Below are 18741 nucleotides of genomic sequence, written 5' to 3'. Positions count from 1 at the left end.
AAGCGCAACAACAGTGACTATTTCGTGACCATGACGGGACCCTTGGGACATCGTGAAGAAAGCCTGACGGATGCCACCGAGGCGCGTGGCCTCGAGGCGCTCATCTCGCGCGCCGCCCGTGCCGGCAAGGGCGCGGCACCCGTCGAACGCTGGAATCCCGACTTCTGCGGCGATCTGGACATGGAGATCAAGTCCGACGGCACCTGGTTCTATCTGGGCACGCCGATCGGGCGCATGCCGCTGGTGCAGCTTTTCTCCTCGGTGCTGCGCAAGGACGCCGATGGCAGGACCTATCTGGTGACACCGGTGGAAAAGGTCGGCATCCGCGTTGCCGATGCGCCGTTCATCGCGGTCGAAATGGACGTTTCGGGTAGCGGCGAAGCGCAGACCATCACCTTCCGCACCAATGTCGGCGATGTCGTCGAGGCCGGGCCGGAACGGCCGTTGCGGTTTGTCGACGAGAACGAGACCGGCGGATTGAAGCCCTATGTGCTGGTGCGTGGCCGCCTGGAAGCGCTGGTGGCGCGGCCGGTGATGTATGAACTGGTCGGGCATGGCGAGGAGGTCGAGATCGGCGGCAAGACGATGTTCGCGGTGCGCTCCAAGGGCGCCGTGTTCCCGATCATGCCGGCGGACCAGTTGAAGCGGCTGAGTGCGTGATGGACCAGGTGACGCCGGCGCCGTTTTCATCCGCGGATTTTCGCGCGCGTTTTGCCGTGCAGCCCGATGCGCATGCCGGCGACGATTATGGCGATCATCGCTTCAACCCCGGCCATCCGCGCCTCAACCAGGGCAAGGCGCTGCGCAATGCCGCGGTGCTGATCCCGGTGGTCGATCATGAGGGCGATGCGACGGTTCTCCTGACCAAGCGGGCTGAAAAGCTGCGCAGCCATTCGGGGCAGGTGGCATTTCCCGGCGGTACCATCGATCCGACCGATCCGAGCCCTGAGGCGGCGGCGCTGCGCGAGACTTCCGAGGAGATCGGGCTTGGCCGAGACCGCATCGAGATCATTGGCCGCATGCCCGACTATGTGGCCGGCAGCGGCTACCGCATCGCGCCGGTGCTGGGCATCGTGCTGCCCGGTTTCCAACTGACGCTCAACGCCGACGAGGTCGACGCCGCTTTCGAAGTGCCGCTGCGCTTCCTGATGGATCCGGCCAACCACAAGCGCGACAGCCGCATGTGGAACGATCTCGAATGGTTCTTCTACGACATGCCTTACGGCGACCGGCGCATCTGGGGCGTCACCGCCGGCATCATCCGTACCCTCTATGAAAGGCTCTATGCGTGAGTGTCTCGATCGCGGACAGGGCCGACTGGCTCGGCGACAAGCATCTGCAGCGCCTGCTGTTCGCACTGGCCGAAGGCGGTGAAGAGGCGCGAGTCGCCGGCGGCGCGGTGCGCAACACGCTGATGGGCCAGCCCGTCGCCGACATCGACATCGCCACCACCTGCCTGCCGGAGGAAACCCTCCGCCGCGCCGAAGCGGAAGGGTTCAAGGCGGTGCCAACCGGCATCGAACATGGGACAATCACCGTGGTTGCCGGCGGAAAACCTTATGAAATCACCACCTTGCGCGCCGATATCGAGACCGACGGGCGACGCGCGAAAGTGTCGTTCGGGCGCGACTGGAAGCTTGACGCCGAGCGGCGCGACTTCACCATCAATGCGCTCTATGCCGAGGCCGACGGCAGGGTTGTCGACCTGGTCGGCGGCATTGCCGACATCGAGGCACGCCGGCTGCGCTTCATCGGCGACCCGGAAGCGCGTATCCGCGAGGATTATCTGCGCATCCTGCGCTTCTTCCGCTTCTTCGCCTGGTACGGCGATGGACGGCCGGACGCCGAAGGGCTGAAAGCCTGCGCCCGGCTTAAGGAAGGGCTGGCCCAGCTTTCGGCCGAGCGCATCTGGTCGGAACTGAAGAAGCTCTTGTCGGCGCCCGATCCGTCACGGGCGCTGCTCTGGATGCGGCAGGCAGGCGTCTTGACCGCAGCGCTGCCGGAAAGCGAGAAATGGGGCATCGATGCCATCCATGGGTTGGCCAAGGCCGGGAAGGATCTGGGCTGGGCACCCGACCCGCTGCTCAGACTGGAAGCGATCGTGCCGCCCGATGCCGCTCGCATGAAGACGCTCGCCGAGCGGCTCAAATTCTCGACAGCCGAAGCGGATCGCCTGCGCCACTGGGCGCTTGCCACCGCCGTCGAACCGAAGACGACCGAGGGCGAACTGGCGAAAAGGCTCTATCGCGGCGACCGGAACGGGTTTGTCGACCGGCTGCGGCTGTCGCTTGCGGCAGCCAGGGTGCGCGCCGTCGAGGACAATGAGGCGCTGCTCGAAGCCGGTGGCTTTTCGCGCCTGCTTGCCTTCGCCGTCAAATGGGAAAAGCCGTTGTTTCCGCTGAAAGGTGCCGATCTCACGGCGCTCGGCGCAACTCCAGGACCGAAACTCGGCGAAATCCTCAGGAATCTCGAGGCGGAATGGGTCGAAGCCGGGTTTACCCCTGATCGCGACGCGCTCCTCAAGCGCGCCGCCGAAGCTTTGAACGCCGGGTAGATCAGGCCGCGTCGCGGCTCTTTTCGATGCGCGAGCGGATCGCCTCGATCATCGTCTCGCGGATAACCGTTTCGCCATGCGTCTCGCGCATGTGCTCGACGGCACGGCGCATCACCTCGGCCTCCTCGTCGGCACGCGTGTGCCAGTCACAGCCGGGCACGAGTGACCCGCAGTGAAATTCCTTCATCAGGTTTCTCCTTTTCCTCCGTGAAGCCTGGTCGAGGCTTCGGTACTTTTTTGGCTCATGGTCCAGTTCCAGGGTTTAATCCGCGGACCGCGAGCGGGTGAGAAGCATAACACAGATGGGACGGCATTGGTTGCGGTCAACGGCAAAAAGGCGGAGCAGCGCTGCTCCGCCCTCTTAACACTATCCCGAAACAGGACCGGACATCGTCTCATCCTGCTCTGGCGGGCAAGCCATCATTTTGCGGCCTTGACGGCCTCGGCGACCTTGTTCTTGCCCTTCATATCCCATGAGACACGGACTTTTTCACCGACCGTCAGGCCAGGATCCTTGAAGGTCTTGGGAAGCGTAAAAGACGATCCATCATCGAGGACCAGGCTCATGGCCGTCGTGTCAAAGGTCTTGATCGTCCCGGTGGTGTGCTTGACGGCGGCGAATGCCACTGAACCGGAAGCGAGAAGGGCAGCGGCGGCAGCCGAAACAATGATCTTGCGCATTGCGAAGTACTCCTGGAAGTAGGGCATCCCTCTCAATGAGGTGCCCCGCGTCGTCTGGGCCGTCCGGTCGCGTCGAGTCGCGGCTCGCTTTGTCTGACGCAATTCCGGTCGGAAAGCCGTTTCGCACTTTCCTGGAATTGCGCGCAGGCGAACCGCCGGCGCTTCCCGACCCGGCCCCACAAATAGGCCAGTCTTTTCAACGGCCTATTAGACGAAAAAGAAATTTTGCGCCGCACCGTGTGCCACATTCCATGCCTATTTCAAGCGAATGGGACATCAATGCGACTCACGCAAGGCTCACCATTTTGTTACGGCCAGCGGACCTCGGGCGGCAGGCTGGAGAGAATGGACGCGACATTGCCGCCGGTCTTCAGTCCGAAGATGGTGCCGCGATCGTGAAGCAGATTGAATTCGACATAGCGGCCGCGTCGGATGAGCTGTTCGTCACGGTCGCCATCGGTCCAGTTCTCGTTGAAGTTGGCGCGCACGAGGTGACCGTAGACGACGAGAAAGGAGCGGCCGACATCCCGGACGAAGTTGAAATCGGCATTCCAGCCGCCTTTGTCCTCGCCCGAATGCAGCCAGTCGAAAAAGATGCCGCCGGTGCCGCGCGGCTCGTTGCGGTGCGACAGATAGAAGTACTCGTCGCACCAGGCCTTGAATTTCGGGTAATCGGCGACCGCGGCATTCTTCTCGCAAGCGAATTGCATGGCGCGGTGGAAGGCGAGGGTATCAGGGTCGTCCTGGGTGCGGCGGCGATCGAGCACCGGTGTCAGATCGGCGCCGCCGCCGAACCATTGGCTGGAAGTGACCACCATGCGCGTGTTCATGTGCACGGCCGGAACGTTGGGATTCCACGGGTGCGCGATCAGCGAAATGCCGGATGCCCAGAAGCGTGGGTCTTCCTCGGCACCGGGCATCTGCTTCCTGAATTCGGGCGAGAACTCGCCATGGACGGTCGAAGTGTGGACGCCGACCTTTTCGAAGACGCGGCCGTGCATCATCGACATGGTGCCGCCGCCGCCGCGCCCCTCGTCACGTTCCCATGGCGTCTTCTCGAAGCGGCCGGGCGACCACGAGGCCAGCGGCCCGCCAAGGTCCTGCTCGATCTGCTCGAAGGTGGCGCAGATGCGTTCGCGCAGGGCCTCGAACCACAGCCGTGCCTTCATCTTCTTTTGTTCGATGTCGGCGGGCAGGCCTGCCGGTATTTCTGGTCGTTCCAAGTGCCGTCTCCGGTTGGGGCGGCGAGTCCCACAAATGACTCGTCTTTTGCCGGCGCGATCCCTAATCTCTTAAGGGCAAGGGTCAAGTCACTTTGGTTTTGCGCATGATCCTTTCCGAAACTCGATACCGATTTCGGGTCATGCGCCAGGTGCAAGGAGTTGTTTCGTGCGCACCCCGGCAAGACCGCCGCTGGATGGCCTGAAGAAAAGGCTCGATCAAAGCCGGGCCGAGCGCGTGCGTATGCCGCGCGATGGTTTCCTGCGCGAGACCTTCGTGCTGCCGCGCTCCGATGCGCGGCTCAAGGCCAAGGAATGGTTCGAGCGCTTTCCCAAGCAGGCCTACTGGACCGAGATCGAAAGCTGGTTCGAGCGGCCGGGCGACCTCATCGAGTTCACCATCAGGCGGTTGCCAGCGGCTGACTAGGATGTCCTCGAGAGAGGCGGAGCAACCAGCCTCCTTGCCCCTGTCCCCTCGCGCGCCAGCCGGTCGCCCTTGTTGCGCAGCGGGCATTTGTCGATCGACATGCAGCCACAGCCGATGCAGTCGGTCAGCCCGTCGCGCAGTTTCTTCAACTGGGCGATCTTGTGATCGAGCCCGTCGCGCCAGGCGGTCGACAAAACGTTCCAGTCATCGCGCGTTGGCGTGCGGCCTTCTGGCAGCGAGGCCAGGGCTTCACCGATCTCGGCCAGCGAGATGCCGACCTCCTGCGCGACCTTGATGATCGCCACACGTCGCAGCACGTCGCGGCCGTAGCGGCGCTGGTTGCCCGACGTGCGGTGGCTGCGGATCAGGCCGCGGGCCTCGTAGAAATGCAATGCCGATACCGCCACCCCGCTGCGCATGGCGACCTGGCCGACTGTTAATTCCGTAACAGCAGCCATTTCGCACTTTCCGCTTGACCTCAAGTTAAGTTGAGCTTGTAGCGAAGAAATATCGTTTGGGCAAATGCAGGAGAAGGCGATGTGCGCCTGGGTGAGAATAAGTGGAGAAAGCTCTGTCGTCGTCGACGATAGGGGTGATGTTGTCGATGGGTTGTGGATTCTATCCGAGTTGCCGGATGGCTTCGCCCGCCGCCATGGCGACGGAAAGCGCGACGTTGATGCTGCGCGCCGTACCCTGCATCGGGATGGTCAGCCGCGCATCCGCCGCCTGGTGGACAGGGTCCGGCACGCCTGCGGATTCCCGGCCGAACAGGAGTATGTCGCCTTCGGCGAAGATGAAGCTGGTGTAGGCCGTCGTGGCTTTGGTCGACAGCAGCACCAGCCGGCGCGAACCAGCCTTGCGCCATTCCTCGAAGGCGTGCCAGTCGACATGCCGGGTCAGGGCGGCCATTTCGAGGTAGTCCATGCCGGCGCGCTTGAGCGCTTTGTCGGAGAGCGGAAATCCGGCCGGTTCGATGATGTCGACGCCGAGTCCGAGGCACGCGGCGAAGCGCAGGATTGTTCCGGTGTTGCCGGCAATGTCAGGCTGGTAGAGCGCGATGCGGAGACGACAGCTCATTTCCGCGTCCTTCTAATAAGTGGCGGATCGGCCACAGCGGCCTGGCGGTTTTGGAAATTGCTGGACCTGCGGGTGGCTATTTTCTGCGAAGTCGGGTATACAACCAGCATTGTCAACCCGAACCGATGGAGGGGTAATTCATGATGACCATGCACATCCAGCGCCCCTCTCGTGGGCTTACCTGCCTGCCGGCGGTTTCGGTACGACGATTCTCCTGACTCTCTAAGACTTGATCGCACCGATTCCCGCCGAAACGATTTTTCGGCTCCCGAAGGAATCCTGCGATGTTTTTCAAAAAGTCAAAAGGGCTGAACGCCCCATCTGAAGCTGTCCGGACCGATGATCGTCGTCATGTCCAGACCGACGCAATGCGTGCCTCCGGCCGAATGCCGGCGGACGATATTGCTTCGCCTTTTTATCTCGATTTTCACACGGAGGACGGACCGATGTTCGATCCCTACAGAATACCTGGCTCGAGGAGCCTGCATATCCATCGACTGCCGACCTGGGCGCTGCTGATCGGCGACACCTATTCGTCGGCGGTGCACGCCGAGGTTCGCCGCCGGCCGCATCGCGGCATGCTGCCGGATGTCGATTTTTCGCGCGCGGTTCCCGATCTGAGCCGGCCTTCGCTGGTGCGCCGGATCATCCGGCTGATCCGGCCGGGCGCGAAAAACCGGGCTGGCGGCACCGTGTCGTCAGGATCGTCTGGCGCAGCTGTCGGCGAAAAGCCCGCGAGCCCCTATATTGCGCGAAGCAGGGCCGACGGTCCGGGTGATTCCAGACCGTCGGCCCTTGACGCCATGGGTTCCGGGGATTTCGTACGCTCACGTGCCGCGTAAGCGGCAAACACATTTCACAGGCATAACCTATGTTGTTGTTTAGCTGGTTTGAAAAAAGGCTCGATCCGTTCCCCGCAGCGGAACCGGTCGAGCCGCCCAAGACGCTGGTTGCCTTCTGCCTGCATTATACGCGCGGCGCATGGCCCTATATCCTTTTCGACGCGGTGCTGGTGACGGCCATCGCGATCGCGGAAGTATGGATGTTCGGCTTCCTCGGCCGCATCGTCGACTGGCTGTCGGGACAGAATCGCGAAACCTTCCTGCAGACGGAAGCCTGGAAGCTCGCCGGCATGGCCTTCATCGTGCTGTTCGCGCTGCCGGGCACGGTATGGCTGCATTCGTTTCTCAACCAGCAGACGCTGATGGGCAATTATCCCATGCGCATCCGCTGGCAGGTGCACCGCTATCTGCTCAAGCAGTCGATGAGTTTCTACCAGGACGAGTTCGCCGGCCGCATCGCGACAAAGCTGATGCAGACGGCTCTCGCCGTGCGGGAATGCGTCATCAAGGTGATCGACGTCCTGAACTACGTTATCGTCTATTTCCTCGGCATGCTGCTCATCGTCGGCTCGGCCGACTGGCGGCTGGCCGCGCCGCTCGGCTTCTGGCTGGTCGGCTATATCCTTTTGCTGCGATTTTTCATTCCCCGGCTGGGCAAGGTCGGCGAGGAGCAGGCCAATGCGCGCTCGATCATGACGGGCCGGGTCGTTGACAGCTACTCCAACATCCAGACGGTCAAGCTGTTCAGCCATGCACGCCGCGAAGCGTCATTCGCCAAAGACGGCATGTCCGGCTTTCTCGAAACGGTCTACCGGTCGATGCGGCTGGTGACAGTGCTTTTCGGCTCGCTCTACATACTGAACGCGCTGCTCTTGTTCTCGGTGACCGCGATGGCGCTGTGGCTGTGGCTGGGGCAAGCCGTGACGATCGGCGCGGTCGCCGTGGTCATCGGCCTTGTGCTCAGGATGTGGGGCATGTCGCAATGGATCATGTGGGAAATGTCGGGCCTGTTCGAAAACATCGGCACGGTGCAGGACGGCATCGCCTCGATCTCGCTGCCGCGCCTTGTCGAGGACAGGCCGGACGCGAAGGAGATCAGCGTTTCCAGGGGTGAGATCCGCTTCGAGGACATTCGCTTCCACTACGGCAAGCAGAAGGGTGTGATCGAAGGCTTGTCGCTGGCGGTGAAGCCGGGCGAAAAGGTCGGCATCGTCGGCCGTTCCGGCGCCGGCAAGTCGACGCTGGTCAACCTGTTGCTGCGCTTCTATGACCTCGAAGCCGGCCGGATTCTGATCGATGGCCAGGAGATCGCCGGTGTGAAGCAGGATTCGCTGCGTGCGCAGATCGGCATGGTCACGCAGGACACCTCGCTGCTGCATCGTTCGGTGCGCGAGAACATCCTCTATGGCCGGCCCGATGCCTCGGAAGAGCTGCTTGTCGAGGCGGCGCGGCGCGCCGAGGCGCTGGACTTCATATCAGGGCTTTCGGATGCCGGCGGCCGCAAGGGCTTCGATGCCCATGTCGGCGACCGCGGCGTCAAATTGTCCGGTGGCCAGCGGCAACGCGTCGCCATTGCGCGCGTTATGTTGAAGGACGCACCTATACTTATCCTTGACGAAGCGACCTCGGCGCTTGATTCCGAAGCCGAGGCGGCGATCCAGGAGAATCTCTACAGGCTCATGCAAGGCAAAACCGTCATCGCCATAGCGCACCGGCTCTCGACCATCGCGGCGATGGACAGGCTGGTGGTGATGGACAAGGGTCGTGTCATCGAGGAAGGTTCGCACGAGGAACTCGTCGCCCGCGGCGGGCTCTACGCGCAGCTCTGGCAGCGCCAGTCGGGCGGGTTCCTGCTTGAGGACGGTCCCGCCGACCCCGCCAACGATGCACTTGCAAAGGGGCAAGCCGCAGAATGATGGCCGCCGCATGATGACAGCCGTCTATCGCTGGTTCGAGAACTGGGTCTATCCGTTCAGGGAGCCAGCGAATCTTCGGCCACCGACCAGCGTCGGCGGTTTCCTCTGGCACTATGTCGGCCAGGCGAAGTTCGCCTTCTTCGCCATGCTGGTCATCGGCGGCATCGCGCCGCTGGTCGAGGCCGGCCTGTTCTACTTCGTCGGGCGGCTGGTCGATATTCTCGACCAGCTTCCCGCCGAGCGCAGCTGGCACGCACTGTGGGCCGCCGCCGGCCCTGAACTGGTTTTCATGGCCGTGGTGGTGCTGGTCATCCGCACCGTCGTCGTTGGCCTTTCTGCCCTGGTCGACGAACAGACGATCACACCGGGCTTCTACAATCTGGTGCGCTGGCAGGCGCACCGGCATGTCTCGCGCCAGTCCTACGCCTTCTTCCAGAACGATTTCGCCGGCCGCATCGCGACAAAGGTCTGGCAGGCGGGGCAAGCCACCGGCGACCTGATGGAAAGCTTCATCGAGGTCGTCTGGTTCATGATCGTCTACACGGTGACGACGCTGGCGCTGGTCGCAGGCCTCGATCTCAGGCTGGCGGTGCTGGTGGTGATCTGGATTTCCGCTTTCGCTTGGCTGGCCAAGCTCTACTTGCCGGCAATCCGCAAGCATGCCGAGGAAACCGCCGAGGCCGGCTCGATGATCACCGGTCGCATCGTCGATTCCTATTCCAACGTGCAGACGCTGAAACTGTTCTCGGCCGACGGCGACGACCGCTACATCAGGAACGGTTTCGACATCTACCTCGACGCATTGCGCCCGTTCACCCGCCGGCTGACCGGCGTGCGCATGGCGTTGACGACGCTGTCGGGCATCATGATCACGGCGATCGGCTGCTTTGCCGTTTATCTCTGGGTCGAGGGCTCGATCACCGTCGGCGCAGTCGCCTTCACGCTGTCGCTGGTGCTGCGGCTCAACATGCTGCTCGGCCGGCTGATGATGCAGCTCAACAGCATCTTGCGAAACCTCGGCGTGCTGGAGAACTCCAAGGCGCTGATTTCGCAGCCGCTCGGCCTCGCCGATGCGCCCGACGCCAAGGAACTTGTCGTGGCGGGCGGGCGTATCGAGGTGAAGAACGTCGAGTTCCATTACGGCAAAGGGTTCGGCGTGCTGAACGGCATCGACCTTGTCGTCAAGCCGGGCGAGAAGGTCGGGCTGGTCGGACCGTCGGGCGCCGGCAAGACGACGCTCGCCAATCTGGTCCTGCGGCTCTACGATCTGGAGGGCGGCTCCATCACCATCGATGGCCAAGACGTCTCCGATGTCACGCAAAACTCGCTGCGCGCTAATATCGGCGTCGTCAGCCAGGACACGGCGCTGTTCCACCGTTCACTGCGCGACAACATCAAGCTCGGCATGCCAGACGCGACCGATGCGGAGGTGATCGCGGCGGCGAAAAAGGCCGAGGCGCACGAGTTCATTCTGACCTTGCGCGACAACAGGGACCGCGCCGGCTACGAGGCTTTTGTCGGCGAGCGCGGCGTCAAACTGTCGGGCGGACAGCGCCAGCGCGTGGCGATCGCCCGCGTCTTCCTCAAGGATGCGCCGATCCTGATTCTCGACGAAGCGACCTCGGCGCTCGATTCCGACATCGAGGCGGCGATCCAGGAAAATCTGACGCGGCTGATGGAAAACAAGACGGTCATCGCCATCGCCCACCGGCTGTCGACGATCGCGGCACTCGACCGACTGGTGGTGCTCGACGGCGGCCGCATCGTCGAACAGGGCACGCATGACGAGTTGGTAGCACTCGAGGGGCTCTATGCGCGGCTGTGGAAGCGGCAGTCCGGCGGTTTTCTCTATCACGAGGACAGCGTGCTCGAAGAGACACGCCCGGCGGAGTAGCTCCATGAGTGGATCAACAGGCGCCATCTCAGAGGTCGGCTACGTTCTCAAGCGGCTCCGGCCGACCATTCCGGCCTTCGACACGCTGAAGGAAGAGAGCCGGGAGGAAGGCTACTGGATGCTGGTGCGCCTGGCGGATGGCTGGGCAAGTGGCCGCAACAAGTTCTTGAAACGGGGCGAGGCGCTGTACGGAGCCTGGGATGGAAGGGAACTCGCCGGCGTGTGCGGGTTGAACATCGATCCCTATTTCGAGGCCAGGGACCAGGGCCGGGTCCGGCACCTGTTCGTCAGTGCGCGCCACCGTCGCGCCGGCCTTGGCCGGATGCTGGTTGAAACCGTTATCGACAGGGCACGTCACCATTTCGCCGCGCTGAACACCCGCGCGCCGCAAGAGGCTTTTGGTTTTTACGCACGGCTTGGATTTACGCGCGTGGAAGGCGAAGAATTCGTCACTCACCGCATGGTTTTCGCGAAAGGAGACTGAAATGTCCTTGCGTCCGCCATCTCATCTTGCCGGCGGCTCGGCCGCTGAAGCCGCCTTCGACGCGCTCGGCCATGAAATATTGGCGGAAAAGGCGGCAGCACTTGGCCGCGCCGGCCAGCGGGTAGAGGAAACGCTGGCCAGGCTGCGCGACAATGCCGACGAGCAACTGCGCCCCCGGCTGCTCAAGGATGCCGCCGAGGCGGTGCATGGCTACTTCATCCAGCGCGAGCTGTGCGGCTTGCGCAAGCACGATGCCGTCATTCGTGAATACAACATCCCGAAAGCGGTGCTGGCCAGGCTCGGCGCGAAATAGGGATCACTCAAGCCATTCGGTGATGAAGCTGCCGTTCTCGTGGATGTCGGTCGTCTCCAGCGGGCCTGGGCCGAGATTGGTGAATTTGTGCGGCGTGTTGGGCGGCACGATCAGGATCTGGCCGGCGGATGCCTCGATCTCCTGGTCGCCGACAGTGAACAGGCCGGTGCCCTGGCGGATGATGAAGATCTCCGCGTAGGGATGCGTGTGCAGGCGGGGGCCGCCGCCGACGCCAGGCAAATAGTTGAAGATCAGGCAGGAGTTGGAGCCGTAGGCGCCACATTGCAATTCGCCCTTCCAATGGTCGGAGCGAACAGACCAAGTGTCGCGGTCTATGACGTGTGCCATGATACAAGGATAGACCCGGCTGGCGCCTTGTGTCGAGCCGAACAGGGGCGTCGGATTTGCGGTTGTTTCCCGGTTGTTTAGCGATGTTTGGCGGCTATCCGGCGTCGCGTTGAGCGGTGGCGGATTTTGTCCCCGCGACAATCTGCCCTTGTGCCTTCACCCGTCTGGACAAAAACGGGCTTCACGCATAAACCGAAGTCCAAATGCCGGAGGAATTCGCAAGCCTGTTCGCCATGCGCTGTCGGGTTGGCGTAATTGAGCGGGGAACAAGGCTCAGCCACCGGCACGGAAGAGGCGAAAGGATCAGGCACCCGTGAGCGCAACCGACACCCAGGATCCCAACCGTCGTGATTTTCTCTACGTCGCCACCGGCATGGCCGCAGTGGTCGGCGCGGGTGCCTTCGCGTGGCCGTTCATCGACCAGATGCGCCCCGATGCCTCGACGCTGGCGCTCGCTTCCGTCGAAGTCGACGTCGCCTCGCTGACGCCGGGCATGTCGCTGATCGTCAAATGGCGCGGCAAGCCGGTCGTGGTCCGCAACCGCACCGAACAGGAAATGAAGGACGGCGAGGCCGTCAAGCTGGCCGATCTCAAGGACCCGATCGCCCGCAACGCTAATCTGCCGGCCGATGCACCGGCGACCGACGCCAACCGCACCACACCCGGCAAGGAAGCCTGGATGGTGATGGTTCAGGTCTGCACCCATCTCGGCTGCATTCCGCTCGGCCAGGAAGGCGATTTCGGCGGCTGGTTCTGCCCATGCCACGGCTCGGTCTACGACACGGCCGGACGCATCCGCCAAGGCCCGGCGCCTGAGAACATGGCGGTGCCGGTATTCAAGTTCATTTCCGATACCAAGATCCTTATCGGTTGAGGCAGGGGACATTTCGATGAGCGAGGGACACTCGACCTATACGCCCAAAACCGGTTTCGGACGCTGGTTCGACGCCCGTATGCCGCTGCCGCGGCTGGTCTATGACAGCTTCGTCGCCTATCCGGTGCCGCGCAACCTCAACTACGCTTGGACGTTTGGCGGCATCCTGTCGATCATGCTGGTGGCGCAGATCCTGACCGGCATCGTGCTGGCCATGCACTACACGGCCGACACCAATCTGGCCTTCGGCTCCGTCGAGAAGATCATGCGCGACGTGAATTCGGGCTGGCTGCTGCGCTACATGCATTCGAACGGCGCCTCGTTCTTCTTCGTCGCCGTCTACATCCACATCTTCCGTGGCCTCTATTACGGCTCCTACAAGGCGCCGCGCGAGCTGCTGTGGATCCTCGGCTGCATCATCTATCTCCTGATGATGGCGACCGGCTTCATGGGCTACGTGCTGCCATGGGGCCAGATGAGCTTCTGGGGTGCCACCGTCATCACGGGTTTCTTCAGCGCCATTCCGCTGGTCGGCGACTGGATCCAGCAGCTGCTGCTCGGCGGCTTTGCCGTCGACAACCCGACGCTGAACCGCTTCTTTGCGCTGCACTATCTGTTGCCGTTCATGATTGCCGGCGTCGTCGTTTTGCACATCTGGGCGCTGCATGTCGTGGGCCAGTCGAACCCGACGGGTATCGAGGTCAAGTCGAAGACCGACACTGTCGCCTTCACCCCCTACGCGACCATCAAGGACGCGTTCGGCATGATCGTGTTCCTGTTCTTCTTCGCCTATTTCGTCTTCTACCTGCCGAACTATCTCGGCCATCCCGACAACTACATCGTCGCCAACCCGCTGAAGACGCCGGCCCACATCGTGCCCGAATGGTACTTCCTGCCGTTCTACGCGATCCTGCGCGCCATCACCTTCAATGTCGGGCCGATCAACTCCAAGCTCGGCGGCGTGCTGTGCATGTTCGGCGCCATCGTCATGTTGTTCCTGGTGCCGTGGCTCGACACTTCGAAGGTACGCTCGGCCGTTTACCGGCCCTGGTACAAGCTGTTCTTCTGGCTGTTCATGGCCGATGCCATCCTGCTTGGCTGGCTGGGCTCGCAGCCGGCCGAAGGCAGCTATGTGTTCATGGCGCAGATGGCGACATTGTTCTACTTCGCCTTCTTCCTGATCGCGCTGCCGGTGCTCGGCCTGATCGAGACGCCGCGACGGCTGCCGAACTCGATCACCGAGGCGGTCCTCGAGAAGAACAAGGGCGGCAGCGGACATCCGGCGGGCGCTACGGCGGCGCCGGAAACCAAAGGCTGAGCGGGTAGAGAATCTAAGGGGATTTGGCATGAAAAAGATTCTCATCTCGCTGGCGCTGGTCGGCCTCGTGGCCGTCGGCATCGGGTCGGCGGGCACTTGGGCGATCGCCGCCGAAGAGGCGCACAACGCCGCCGCGCCGACGCATTTCCCGATCGACGAGCCGAAGGAAATGGACTGGAGTTTCACCGGCCCGTTCGGTACCTATGACAAGGCGCAGCTGCAGCGCGGCCTCAAGGTCTACAAGGAAGTCTGCTCGGCCTGCCATTCGATGAACATGGTGGCGTTCCGCACGCTGTCGGACCTCGGCTATTCCGATGCGCAGATCAAGACGCTGTCGGCCGAGTACACGATCCATGACGGTCCCAACGATGCCGGCGACATGTTCGACCGTCCCGGCAAGCCGTCCGACCACTTCCCGCCACCGTTCGCAAACGACGAAGCGGCCGCCGCTTCCAATGGTGGTGCTGCTCCGCCCGACATGTCGCTGCTGGCCAAGGCGCGCGGCGTCGAGCGCGGTTTTCCGCAATTCGTCTTCGACATCTTCACCCAGTATGACGCGGGCGGGCCCGACTATATCCACTCGCTGCTGACAGGCTATAACGAGACACCGCCTGCCGGCATGGTTATCCCGGAAGGCACCCACTACAACCCCTATTTCATGTCGGGCGTGTCGCTGAAGATGCCCAACCCGCTGTCCGACGGCCAGGTGACCTATGATGACGGCGCGCCGCAGACAGTCGACCAGTACTCCCGCGACGTTTCCGCCTTCCTGATGTGGGCGGCCGAGCCGCATATGGAAGACCGCAAGAAGACCGGTTTTCGCGTGCTGGTGTTCCTGCTTCTGTTCGGCGCTCTGGTCTATCTCACCAAGCGCAAGGTGTGGGAAGGCGTGGCGCATTGAGCCACACAATCAAGTGATCGCGAAGGGCGCCGAGAGGCGCCCTTTTGCATTTCCGGAGGCTGGTCATGTCACATGGCCGTCACCGCATCCGGCGATCCTGTGCTGCTCTCATCAAAGGATCGCATTCATGAAAAGATACGCATCGCTCGCGGCAGGCCTGTTGCTGCTCATCGTGGGCTCGGCCGCGCAAGCGGAAGACGCCCAGCCCTTCATCACCAACAAGGATGTCGACCTGACGATGATCCTGCCGCCGCCGCCGGCAAACGATTCGGCACAAACCAAGGCCGAACTCGGCGAGGTGCTGACTTTGCAGGTCACGCGCACCCCGGAGATGGTCGCCAGCGCGGTGGCCGATGCCGAGGAGAATGTCTGGCGCTTTGCCGACGTGATGGGGCCGAAATTCAACAAGGAAACGCTGCCGAAATTCAGCGCCTTCTTCGATCGCGTGGTGGCTACCAAAGGCGCTGTCGTCGATCCCGCCAAGGATGTCTGGAAGCGCCCGCGCCCGCATCAGCTCAGCGATCTCGTCAAGCCTGCGGTCAAGCTGTCGAGCTCCGGTTCCTGGCCTTCCGGACACGCCACCGTCGGCACGATGATGGGCATCATTCTGTCCGACATGGTTCCGGAAAAGCGCGCCGAGATCATGGCACGCGCGAGCAAATACGCTCACAACCGCGTGGTTGGCGGCATCCATTTTGCGTCCGATGTCGAGATGGGCAGGATTTCCGGCAGCGTCATTGCCGCAGTCCTGCTCAACCGGGACGACTTCAAGGCTGAATATGAAGTGGCCAGGGCCGAGCTTCGTTCCGATCTCGGCATGTAATCCTCGTCAGCCGGATTTAGACGGGAAGGGGCGCTTAAGGCGCTCCTTTCTTGTCTGCGCCATTGCTTAGGCGGAAGTTCGGCAATTAGTCCGTTGGCATGGCGGCATGAGGTTGATATTCGACGCATCGAACGGTGGCGAGAAGCTCGTCCCGCCATGGCTTTTGGATTTCGATGATGCGGCTCAGCGACTGTCACAACTTTTCCGATTTCCGGCTGATGGCACAGCAGCGGCTGCCCGGGCCGATCTTCAATTACATTGACGGCGCGGCTGACGATGAGGTCACCTACCGCCGCAACGCCGCAAGCTTCGAGACCTGTGACCTGGTTCCCAACGTGCTGCGCGGAGTGAGCGAGGTCGACATGTCGGTGACGGTCATGGGCCAGAAGCTGGCGATGCCGTTCTATTGCTCGCCGACCGCCTTGCAGCGCCTGTTCCACCATCAGGGCGAGCGCGCGGTCGCCAAGGCCGCAGCCAAGTATGGCACCATGTTCGGCGTCTCGTCGCTTGGCACCGTCAGCCTCGAGGAGGCGCGCAGCATCAGCAGCAGTCCGCAGGTCTACCAGTTCTATTTCCATCGGGACCGCGGTCTTAACCGGGCGATGATGCAGCGGGCAAAGCAGGTCGGCGTCGAGGTGATGATGCTGACCGTCGACAGCATCACCGGAGGAAATCGCGAGCGCGACAAACGCACCGGCTTTGCCATTCCCTTCAAGCTCAACCTTGCCGGTATGGCGCAGTTCGCGCTCAAGCCGGCCTGGGCGATCAATTATTTCACGCATGAGGGGTTCAAGCTGCCGCAGCTCGACGAGCATGTCGACATGGGCGGCGGCACGATGTCGATCAGCCGCTACTTCACCGAGATGCTAGACCCGTCGATGACGTGGGACGATGTCGCTGAGATGGTCAAGCTTTGGTCGGGTCCGTTCTGTCTCAAGGGCGTTATGTCGGTAGAGGACGCAAGACGCGCCGTCGACATCGGCTGCAGCGGCATCGTGCTGTCGAACCATGGCGGGCGGCAGCTGGATGGCTCGCGGGCGGCGTTCGACCAGCTTGCCGAGATCGTCGATGCCGTTGGCGACAGGATCGATGTCATCATGGATGGCGGCGTGCAGCGCGGCACCCATGTGCTGAAAGCGCTATCGCTCGGTGCCAAGGCCGTCGGCGTCGGACGCTACTATCTGTTCCCGCTCGCGGCGGCGGGCCAGCCCGGCGTCGAACGGGCGCTTGAGCAGATGCGGGTCGAGATCGAACGCGGCATGAAGCTGATGGGCTGCAGTTCGATCGAACAATTGTCGCGCAAGAACCTCCGTTTCAGGTAATCTCGACCCATGAAATCCTCCCTCGAAGACACATTGCTCGCCGCGATCCGTACCATTCCGGACTATCCCAAGCCCGGCATCCTGTTTCGCGACATCACCACGCTGCTCGGCAATGCGCGCGCCTTCCGCCGCGCCATCGACGAACTGGTACATCCCTACGCCGGCCAGAAGATCGATAAGATCGCCGGCATCGAGGCACGCGGGTTCATCCTTGGCGGCGCCGTCGCCCATCAGCTCTCGGCCGGCTTCGTGCCGATCCGCAAGAAAGGCAAGCTGCCCTACGAGACGGTGCGCGTCGCCTATAGCCTGGAATATGGGCTGGACGAGATGGAGATGCACAAGGACGGCGTTGCTCCGGGCGAGAAGGTGATCCTTGTCGACGATCTGATCGCCACCGGCGGCACCGCGGAGGCGGCGGTCAAACTTCTGCGCCAGATCGGCGCCGATATCCTCGCCGCCTGTTTCGTCATCGACCTGCCGGACCTCGGCGGCCGCGCCAAGCTCGAAGCCCTCGGTGTGCCGGTCAGAACGCTGATAGGGTTCGAGGGGCATTAGGTTTCTCCCTCGCCCCGTTTACGGGGAGAGGGAAGCGAAGCGAGCAACGCGAGCGGAGCAGGGTGAGGGGTAAGTACGACCGTCGAGTTTAAGACACCAACGCTGGCGCCGCCCCTCATCCGCCCTTCGGGCACCTTCTCCCCGTAAACGGGGCGAAGGAAAAAGCTACTCCACCTTCACCAGCACGGCGCTTTCGAACTCGAGCACCTTGTCGCCGGTGGGATCGAAAGCTTCCGAACGCAGCGCCAGCAGCCGCCAGCCGGGGCGTGAGGCGATTGGGCGGTGCGACAGCGCGGTGCGCGTGAAGGTGATGGTTTGCCCGGCATAGACCGGCTTCAGCCATTTCAGGTTCTTGAAGCCGGGCGAGGGGCCGAATTCCGGCACCGGACCGGGACCGCTCCACGCAGCGATCTCGGCGTCCATGCGGTTTTCCAGATTGAGTTTCATCCAGGTCGCGGCCGTGTGCCAGCCAGACGCGCAGAGGCCGCCAAGAACGCTTTTCTTCGCGGCCTCCTCGTCGATATGGAAGATTTGCGGGTCGTACTTGCGGGCGAAGGCCTTGATCGCCTCGGGCTCGAATGTGTGCGAGCCGAGCGTGATGGTGGTGCCGATACGGAAGAACTCGTCCAGTGTCATGCTTGGCTCCCCGCGGCATCGCGCGTGAGGAACATGACGGAGTTCTCGAGCTCGAAGACGCTTTCGCCACGCTGGTTGAACAGCTCGCTGCGCATGGTGACGAAGCCGAGTTGCGGCTTCGATTTCGACAGGCGCTTGGCAACAACCATCAGGGTGCCGGTCAGTTGGTCGCCGGCCAGGACCGGTTTCTTCCATTTGACCTGATCGACTCCGGGCGCGCCCTGGCAGGTCGAGTCCAGCAGGAACGCATCGCAGAGCATGCGCATGAACATGGCGCAGGTGTGCCAGCCCGACGCTGCCAGCCCCCCGAGGATGCTGGCCTTGCCGGCCTCCTCGTCGAGATGCATCGGCTGCGGGTCAAATTCTCCGGCAAATTCGACGATCTCGGCGGCACTCACGAGCTTCGAGCCGAGGTCGATCGATGCGCCCTCGATGAAGTCCTCATAGGCCCATGCTTTTATCTCTGCAGTCATGGTCTGGAATCCGGCTTGTCGACCCACGATCCCCAGGATCGGGGTTTCCGGATGCAGGCCGGCGTTCATTTGGTCAAGCGATT

At 62.6% G+C, this 18741-nt stretch carries 23 protein-coding genes; 15 read left to right on the top strand and 8 right to left on the bottom strand.

What is annotated here, in order from left to right:
* The first annotated feature begins 30 nt into the window (after nucleotides 1-30).
* The 3 genes from AC0L24_RS05240 to AC0L24_RS05230 are packed head-to-tail and all read left to right on the top strand — an operon-like array spanning nucleotide 31 to nucleotide 2554.
* Nucleotides 31-660 carry a DUF1285 domain-containing protein gene (locus AC0L24_RS05240; protein WP_127326869.1) on the top strand — a complete coding sequence of 210 codons (630 nt, stop codon included), beginning with the start codon at nucleotides 31-33 and terminating at the stop codon, nucleotides 658-660.
* A complete protein-coding gene (locus AC0L24_RS05235; RefSeq protein WP_127809523.1) occupies nucleotides 660-1292 on the top strand; it encodes a CoA pyrophosphatase in 633 nt (210 codons plus the stop codon). Before AC0L24_RS05240 ends, AC0L24_RS05235 begins: the two co-directional genes overlap by 1 nt.
* On the top strand, nucleotides 1289-2554 hold the full coding sequence (locus AC0L24_RS05230) for a CCA tRNA nucleotidyltransferase (RefSeq protein WP_127809524.1): 1266 nt from the start codon (nucleotides 1289-1291) through the stop codon (nucleotides 2552-2554). The genes AC0L24_RS05235 and AC0L24_RS05230 overlap by 4 nt, the downstream gene beginning before the upstream one ends.
* A gap of 1 nt (nucleotide 2555) precedes the next feature.
* Here the strand turns inward: AC0L24_RS05230 and AC0L24_RS05225 are convergent, their stop codons facing one another.
* The 3 genes from AC0L24_RS05225 to hemF form a co-directional block, all read right to left on the bottom strand.
* Nucleotides 2556-2741 carry a DUF1059 domain-containing protein gene (locus tag AC0L24_RS05225; RefSeq protein ID WP_127269428.1) on the bottom strand — a complete coding sequence of 62 codons (186 nt, stop codon included), beginning with the start codon at nucleotides 2739-2741 and terminating at the stop codon, nucleotides 2556-2558.
* A gap of 233 nt (nucleotides 2742-2974) precedes the next feature.
* The gene (locus tag AC0L24_RS05220; RefSeq protein WP_127396775.1) at nucleotides 2975-3235 is read right to left on the bottom strand and encodes a DUF1344 domain-containing protein; all 261 of its coding nucleotides are present in this window, start codon (nucleotides 3233-3235) and stop codon (nucleotides 2975-2977) included.
* Nucleotides 3236-3543: 308 nt separating this feature from the next.
* Nucleotides 3544-4458, bottom strand: coding sequence for an oxygen-dependent coproporphyrinogen oxidase (gene hemF / locus AC0L24_RS05215; protein ID WP_473563532.1), 915 nt, complete (start codon nucleotides 4456-4458; stop codon nucleotides 3544-3546).
* A 166-nt stretch (nucleotides 4459-4624) separates the two neighbouring features.
* Here hemF and AC0L24_RS05210 point away from each other — a divergent pair, with 166 nt between their 5' ends.
* Entirely contained in the window at nucleotides 4625-4882 is a 258-nt protein-coding gene (locus AC0L24_RS05210) for a hypothetical protein (protein WP_013529975.1), read from the top strand.
* On the opposite strand, the gene soxR is transcribed toward AC0L24_RS05210, so the two are convergent.
* Both soxR and AC0L24_RS05200 read right to left on the bottom strand, forming a co-directional pair.
* On the bottom strand, nucleotides 4879-5340 hold the full coding sequence (soxR, locus tag AC0L24_RS05205; protein ID WP_473563530.1) for a redox-sensitive transcriptional activator SoxR: 462 nt from the start codon (nucleotides 5338-5340) through the stop codon (nucleotides 4879-4881). The two genes, AC0L24_RS05210 and soxR, sit on opposite strands and share 4 nt — an antisense overlap.
* 160 nt (nucleotides 5341-5500) lie before the next feature.
* The gene (locus tag AC0L24_RS05200; RefSeq protein ID WP_473563528.1) at nucleotides 5501-5959 is read right to left on the bottom strand and encodes a tRNA (cytidine(34)-2'-O)-methyltransferase; all 459 of its coding nucleotides are present in this window, start codon (nucleotides 5957-5959) and stop codon (nucleotides 5501-5503) included.
* A 446-nt stretch (nucleotides 5960-6405) separates the two neighbouring features.
* Here AC0L24_RS05200 and AC0L24_RS05195 point away from each other — a divergent pair, with 446 nt between their 5' ends.
* Genes AC0L24_RS05195 through AC0L24_RS05175 form a run of 5 tightly spaced genes read left to right on the top strand, consistent with a single transcriptional unit; the run spans nucleotide 6406 to nucleotide 11408 of the window.
* Nucleotides 6406-6801 carry a hypothetical protein gene (locus AC0L24_RS05195; protein ID WP_127326784.1) on the top strand — a complete coding sequence of 132 codons (396 nt, stop codon included), beginning with the start codon at nucleotides 6406-6408 and terminating at the stop codon, nucleotides 6799-6801.
* A gap of 29 nt (nucleotides 6802-6830) precedes the next feature.
* Nucleotides 6831-8717 (top strand): ABC transporter ATP-binding protein, encoded by a 1887-nt coding sequence (locus AC0L24_RS05190; RefSeq protein WP_128288932.1) that lies wholly within the window; start codon nucleotides 6831-6833, stop codon nucleotides 8715-8717.
* 10 nt (nucleotides 8718-8727) lie between these two features.
* Nucleotides 8728-10611, top strand: a complete 1884-nt coding sequence (locus AC0L24_RS05185) for an ABC transporter ATP-binding protein (RefSeq protein ID WP_473563526.1) — start codon at nucleotides 8728-8730, stop codon at nucleotides 10609-10611.
* 4 nt (nucleotides 10612-10615) lie between these two features.
* Nucleotides 10616-11095 carry a GNAT family N-acetyltransferase gene (locus AC0L24_RS05180; protein ID WP_292138396.1) on the top strand — a complete coding sequence of 160 codons (480 nt, stop codon included), beginning with the start codon at nucleotides 10616-10618 and terminating at the stop codon, nucleotides 11093-11095.
* 1 nt (nucleotide 11096) lies between these two features.
* Nucleotides 11097-11408, top strand: coding sequence for a DUF6665 family protein (locus tag AC0L24_RS05175; protein WP_127326788.1), 312 nt, complete (start codon nucleotides 11097-11099; stop codon nucleotides 11406-11408).
* A gap of 3 nt (nucleotides 11409-11411) precedes the next feature.
* On the opposite strand, the gene AC0L24_RS05170 is transcribed toward AC0L24_RS05175, so the two are convergent.
* The gene (locus tag AC0L24_RS05170; protein ID WP_127270961.1) at nucleotides 11412-11756 is read right to left on the bottom strand and encodes a cupin domain-containing protein; all 345 of its coding nucleotides are present in this window, start codon (nucleotides 11754-11756) and stop codon (nucleotides 11412-11414) included.
* A gap of 313 nt (nucleotides 11757-12069) precedes the next feature.
* Between AC0L24_RS05170 and petA the strand changes: the two genes are divergently transcribed.
* The 6 genes from petA (at nucleotide 12070) to AC0L24_RS05140 (ending at nucleotide 17549) form a co-directional block, all read left to right on the top strand.
* Nucleotides 12070-12630 (top strand): ubiquinol-cytochrome c reductase iron-sulfur subunit, encoded by a 561-nt coding sequence (gene petA, locus AC0L24_RS05165; protein ID WP_127270959.1) that lies wholly within the window; start codon nucleotides 12070-12072, stop codon nucleotides 12628-12630.
* Between the two features lie 16 nt (nucleotides 12631-12646).
* Entirely contained in the window at nucleotides 12647-13948 is a 1302-nt protein-coding gene (locus tag AC0L24_RS05160; protein ID WP_473563524.1) for a cytochrome b, read from the top strand.
* A gap of 28 nt (nucleotides 13949-13976) precedes the next feature.
* Nucleotides 13977-14849, top strand: coding sequence for a cytochrome c1 (locus AC0L24_RS05155; RefSeq protein ID WP_473563522.1), 873 nt, complete (start codon nucleotides 13977-13979; stop codon nucleotides 14847-14849).
* A 127-nt stretch (nucleotides 14850-14976) separates the two neighbouring features.
* Entirely contained in the window at nucleotides 14977-15672 is a 696-nt protein-coding gene (locus tag AC0L24_RS05150; protein ID WP_473563520.1) for an acid phosphatase, read from the top strand.
* 176 nt (nucleotides 15673-15848) lie between these two features.
* The gene (locus tag AC0L24_RS05145; RefSeq protein ID WP_164873953.1) at nucleotides 15849-16994 is read left to right on the top strand and encodes an alpha-hydroxy acid oxidase; all 1146 of its coding nucleotides are present in this window, start codon (nucleotides 15849-15851) and stop codon (nucleotides 16992-16994) included.
* 9 nt (nucleotides 16995-17003) lie between these two features.
* Nucleotides 17004-17549 (top strand): adenine phosphoribosyltransferase, encoded by a 546-nt coding sequence (locus tag AC0L24_RS05140; RefSeq protein ID WP_013529989.1) that lies wholly within the window; start codon nucleotides 17004-17006, stop codon nucleotides 17547-17549.
* Nucleotides 17550-17714: 165 nt separating this feature from the next.
* Here AC0L24_RS05140 and AC0L24_RS05135 read toward each other — a convergent pair whose 3' ends face one another.
* A complete protein-coding gene (locus AC0L24_RS05135; protein WP_473563518.1) occupies nucleotides 17715-18185 on the bottom strand; it encodes a MaoC family dehydratase in 471 nt (156 codons plus the stop codon).
* Nucleotides 18182-18658, bottom strand: coding sequence for a MaoC family dehydratase (locus AC0L24_RS05130; protein WP_127396074.1), 477 nt, complete (start codon nucleotides 18656-18658; stop codon nucleotides 18182-18184). The genes AC0L24_RS05135 and AC0L24_RS05130 overlap by 4 nt, the downstream gene beginning before the upstream one ends.
* Between the last annotated feature and the right edge of the window lie 83 nt (nucleotides 18659-18741).

It is taken from the genome of Mesorhizobium sp. WSM4809, from assembly GCF_055811655.1.
Note: the sequence above shows the minus strand (reverse complement) of the source record. Positions and strands in the feature narration are given on the sequence as shown.

Bases quoted from the DNA above. Each gene is read 5' to 3' on its own strand.
- AC0L24_RS05240 (WP_127326869.1), top strand. From the start codon at position 31: ATGACGGGACCCTTGGGACATCGTGAAGAAAGCCTGACGGATGCCACC.
- AC0L24_RS05170 (WP_127270961.1), bottom strand. From the start codon at position 11,756: ATGGCACACGTCATAGACCGCGACACTTGGTCTGTTCGCTCCGACCAT.
- AC0L24_RS05150 (WP_473563520.1), top strand. From the start codon at position 14,977: ATGAAAAGATACGCATCGCTCGCGGCAGGCCTGTTGCTGCTCATCGTG.
- AC0L24_RS05220 (WP_127396775.1), bottom strand. From the start codon at position 3,235: ATGCGCAAGATCATTGTTTCGGCTGCCGCCGCTGCCCTTCTCGCTTCC.
- AC0L24_RS05200 (WP_473563528.1), bottom strand. From the start codon at position 5,959: ATGAGCTGTCGTCTCCGCATCGCGCTCTACCAGCCTGACATTGCCGGC.
- AC0L24_RS05225 (WP_127269428.1), bottom strand. From the start codon at position 2,741: ATGAAGGAATTTCACTGCGGGTCACTCGTGCCCGGCTGTGACTGGCAC.
- AC0L24_RS05135 (WP_473563518.1), bottom strand. From the start codon at position 18,185: ATGACACTGGACGAGTTCTTCCGTATCGGCACCACCATCACGCTCGGC.
- AC0L24_RS05130 (WP_127396074.1), bottom strand. From the start codon at position 18,658: ATGACTGCAGAGATAAAAGCATGGGCCTATGAGGACTTCATCGAGGGC.
- AC0L24_RS05180 (WP_292138396.1), top strand. From the start codon at position 10,616: ATGAGTGGATCAACAGGCGCCATCTCAGAGGTCGGCTACGTTCTCAAG.
- AC0L24_RS05160 (WP_473563524.1), top strand. From the start codon at position 12,647: ATGAGCGAGGGACACTCGACCTATACGCCCAAAACCGGTTTCGGACGC.
- AC0L24_RS05145 (WP_164873953.1), top strand. From the start codon at position 15,849: ATGCGGCTCAGCGACTGTCACAACTTTTCCGATTTCCGGCTGATGGCA.
- AC0L24_RS05190 (WP_128288932.1), top strand. From the start codon at position 6,831: ATGTTGTTGTTTAGCTGGTTTGAAAAAAGGCTCGATCCGTTCCCCGCA.
- soxR (WP_473563530.1), bottom strand. From the start codon at position 5,340: ATGGCTGCTGTTACGGAATTAACAGTCGGCCAGGTCGCCATGCGCAGC.
- AC0L24_RS05235 (WP_127809523.1), top strand. From the start codon at position 660: ATGGACCAGGTGACGCCGGCGCCGTTTTCATCCGCGGATTTTCGCGCG.
- AC0L24_RS05140 (WP_013529989.1), top strand. From the start codon at position 17,004: ATGAAATCCTCCCTCGAAGACACATTGCTCGCCGCGATCCGTACCATT.
- AC0L24_RS05155 (WP_473563522.1), top strand. From the start codon at position 13,977: ATGAAAAAGATTCTCATCTCGCTGGCGCTGGTCGGCCTCGTGGCCGTC.
- AC0L24_RS05185 (WP_473563526.1), top strand. From the start codon at position 8,728: ATGATGACAGCCGTCTATCGCTGGTTCGAGAACTGGGTCTATCCGTTC.
- AC0L24_RS05175 (WP_127326788.1), top strand. From the start codon at position 11,097: ATGTCCTTGCGTCCGCCATCTCATCTTGCCGGCGGCTCGGCCGCTGAA.
- AC0L24_RS05195 (WP_127326784.1), top strand. From the start codon at position 6,406: ATGTTCGATCCCTACAGAATACCTGGCTCGAGGAGCCTGCATATCCAT.